This is a genomic window from Micromonospora yasonensis (assembly GCF_026013475.1).
GTDB lineage: Bacteria > Actinomycetota > Actinomycetes > Mycobacteriales > Micromonosporaceae > Micromonospora > Micromonospora yasonensis.
This window is the reverse complement of record NZ_JAPDPH010000387.1, coordinates 1-3,379: the sequence shown is the minus strand read 5'-3', so window position 1 is coordinate 3,379 and position 3,379 is coordinate 1. Positions and strand designations below refer to the sequence as shown.

Annotated in this window: 3 protein-coding genes; all 3 read left to right on the top strand. The window is 75.8% G+C overall.

The genetic code is table 11. The annotated features are described in order from the left end of the window. The coding region (locus ONA70_RS35445; RefSeq protein WP_265010843.1) for an NADH-quinone oxidoreductase subunit NuoK at window positions 1-282 on the top strand (282 nt) is incomplete at its 5' end. Continuing rightward, window positions 279-2,204 carry an NADH-quinone oxidoreductase subunit 5 family protein gene (locus ONA70_RS35440; protein WP_265010842.1) on the top strand — a complete coding sequence of 642 codons (1,926 nt, stop codon included), beginning with the start codon at window positions 279-281 and terminating at the stop codon, window positions 2,202-2,204. The genes ONA70_RS35445 and ONA70_RS35440, both read left to right, overlap by 4 nt. Then, a partial coding sequence (locus ONA70_RS35435; RefSeq protein WP_265010841.1) for a complex I subunit 4 family protein occupies window positions 2,201-3,379 on the top strand: 1,179 nt, incomplete at its 3' end. The genes ONA70_RS35440 and ONA70_RS35435, both read left to right, overlap by 4 nt.

Sequence of the window (3,379 nt, the reverse complement as noted above, 5' to 3'; positions counted from 1 at the left end):
CTGGTCACCGCCGACACCACGGTCCGGGCCCGGTTGCCGCACTCCGGTCAGGTTTTCGCGCTCTTCGTGATCGTGCTCGCCGCCGCCGAGATCGGTGTCGGGCTGGCCATCGTGCTCCAGCTCTACCGGCTGCGGGCCAGCGTCACCGTGGACGACGTGCCGCTCACCGAGCCGCCGGCGCCGCTGGCCGCGGTCCCGGCCGGCGGGGACGCGACCACCACGGCCGGCGGGGACGTGCCGCCGGCCGGGCGGCGTGCCGGCGGGCCGGAGGGAGAGAAGTGACCGGACTGCTCGCGGCGGCGCTGCCCGGCGTACCCCTGCTCGCCGGCCTGCTCGGGTTGCTGCTGCCGCCGTCGCCCCGGGGCGCGGCGACCGGCGAGGACCGGGCCCGGCGGGCGGCGATCGGGCTCGGCGTGGCCGGCGCGGCGGTGGCCCTGGTCGCGGCGGTCGCGCTGCTGGTCCGGGTGGACCACCCGGTCGAGGCCGCGACCACCTGGGTCGACCTCGGCGGGCTGCGGGTCACCCTCGGCTACCGGCTGGACGGCGCGGCGGTGCTGGTCGCCACAGCGGTCGCCGCGGTGGCCCTGGCCGTGCAGGTCTACTCGATCGGCTACCTGAAGCGCGGCCCGCACGACGACGTCGAGGTGGACCACCGCTATCCGCCGTACGCGGCGCAGATCAGCCTCTTCACCGCCGCGATGCTGACCGTGGTGGTGGCCGGCGACCTGATCCTGCTGCTGGTCGGCTGGGAGGTGATGGGCATCTGCTCCTACCTGCTCATCGCCCACGACCGGCGACTGCCCGAGGCGCCGGCCGCCGCGATGAAGGCGTTCCTGGTCACCCGGGTGGGTGACGTCGGCTTCCTGCTCGGCATCGCGCTGCTCGGCGTCTCCGCCGGCAGCTTCCGGATCGCCGACGTGCTGGCCCACCACCACTCCACCGGCACCCTCACCGCCGCGTGTCTGCTGCTGCTCGCCGGCGTCGCCGGCAAGAGCGCCCAGTTCCCGCTGCACACCTGGCTGCCGGACGCGATGGCCGGCCCCACCCCGATCTCCGCGCTGATCCACGCGGCCACCATGGTCGCCGCCGGGGTGTACGCGGTGGCCCGGCTCTTCCCGCTCTTCGCGCAGGCTCCGGCCGCGCTCGCGGTGCTGGGCGTGATGGCGGCGGTGACCCTGCTGCTGGGCGCGTTCGCGGCCACCGCGCAGGACGACATCAAGCGGGTGCTGGCCTGGTCGACGGTCTCCCAGATCGGCTACATGACCGGCGCGCTCGCCGTCGGGGCGCCCGCCGCGGCGCTGTTCCACCTGCTCAGCCACGCCGCGTTCAAGGCGCTGCTGTTCCTCGCCGCGGGCGCGGTGATCCACGCGGTGGGCACCACGCTGATGTCCCGGATGGGCGGGCTGCGGGGCAGCATGCCGGTGACCTTCTGGTGCATGGCGATCGGCCTCGGCGCACTCGCCGGGGTGCCGCCGCTCTCCGGCTTCTGGAGCAAGGACGGCGTGCTCGCCGCCGCCGAGGCCGCCGCGCTGGACGACGCCGGCCCGGGCCCGGCCTGGGTCGGCTGGCTGGTCTGGCTGGCCGGGCTGCTCGGCGTCGCGGTCACCGCCTGGTACGCGACCCGCCTGCTGCTGCGTACCTTCCTCGGCGCGACCCGCATCCCGCTCGCCGAGCCGCACGACCCGCCGGCCGTGCTGCGCTGGCCGGTGCTGCTGCTCGCGGTGCCCGCCGCGCTGCTCGGGCTGGCTGCCTTCGCGCCGTGGTTCACCGACCGCCTCCGGATGCCGCCCGATGCCTCCGGGGAGGCCGTCGAGCTGGTCCACCTGGCGCCGAACCTGCTGTTCCCGCTGGTGCTGCTGCTGGCCGGCGCGGGCGTCGCCTGGGCCGGTTGGCGCCGCGACCCGGCCGCCGACCCGGCCCGCTTCCTGGGCCCGCTGCGGCCGGTCTTCGCGCACGCGTTCCGGCTCGACGACGTCCAGCACGCCCTCGTCGTACGCCCGACGACCGCGCTGGCCCGGGTCGTGCGCGCCGGGGACGAACTCGGCGTGGACGGCCTGGTCGAAGGGAGCGGGCGCGCCGCCGTCGGGCTGGGTGGCGGGCTGGCCGCCGTGCACCGGGCGGCCCTGCCCCGGGCGGCGGCCGCCGTGCTGGCCGGCGCCCTGCTGATCGGCCTGGCCGTCGCACTGATCGGGGTGGCCGCATGACGTGGGGACAGTTCCTGCTGGTGGCGGTGCTCGCGCTGCCGGCGCTGGGCGCGGTCGCGGCGGCCCTCGTCCCGGGTGACCGGGCCGGCCGCCTGGTCGGTACGGTCGCCGCCGGCCTGACCCTGCTCGCCACCCTGCCGCTGCTCGGTGGCGGCCACGGCTGGTTCGGCTACGGCCCGCGCCCGGCCGTGCAGCCCTGGCACCAGGTCGACCTGTCCTGGGTGCCCGGCCTGAACCTGCGCTTCCACCTGGGCGTGGACGGCATCTCCTGGCCGCTGGTGGTGCTGACCGCCCTGCTCACCCTGCTCTGCTGCGGGTACACGCTGTGGCGGGTGCCGGCGGGCGGTGGCAGCGGGCGGGCGCTGGTCGCGCTGCTCCTGGTGGTCGAGGTGGGCATCCTCGGCACCTTCCTCGCCCTCGACCTGGTGCTCTTCTTCCTCTTCTTCGAGGTGGTCCTGCTGCCGATGTACGCGGTCATCGCCGGCTGGGGCGGCGACGACCGGCGGCGGGCGGCCCGCAAGTTCGCCCTCTACACCCTGTTCGGGTCGGTGCTGCTGCTGGTCGGCGTCTACGTCGTGATCGCCGCGGCCGGCACCGCCGACCTGATGACGCTGACCGGTGGGGCCGGCCTGTCCCGCGGCACCCAGCTGGCCGCGTTCACCCTGCTGGCGCTCGCCTTCGCGGTGAAGAGCCCGCTCTGGCCGCTGCACTCCTGGCTGCCGGACGCGCACACCCAGGCCCCCACCGTCGGCAGCGTGATCCTCGCCGGGGTGCTGCTGAAGATGGGCACGTACGGGCTGATCCGGGTGGCGGTCGGGGTGGCCCCGGAGGGTGCCCGCTGGGCCGCCCCGGTGCTCGGCGTGCTGGCCGTCGCGGCGATCCTGATCGGCGGCCTGGTCTGCCTGGCCCAGGACGAGCTGAAGCGGCTGATCGCGTACTCCAGCGTGGGGCACATGGGCTTCGTGCTGCTCGGGGTCGCCACGCTCACCGCCACCGGCCTGCAGGCCGCGCTGATCGGCAACATCGCGCACGGGGTGATCACCGGGCTGCTCTTCTTCCTGGCCGGAGCGGTCAAGGACCGTACCCGCACGGGGTCGCTCGCCGACCTGTCCGGGTTGCGGGAGACCGCGCCCCGGTTGGCCGGGCTGCTCGGCTTCGCGGCGGTCGCCTCGCTG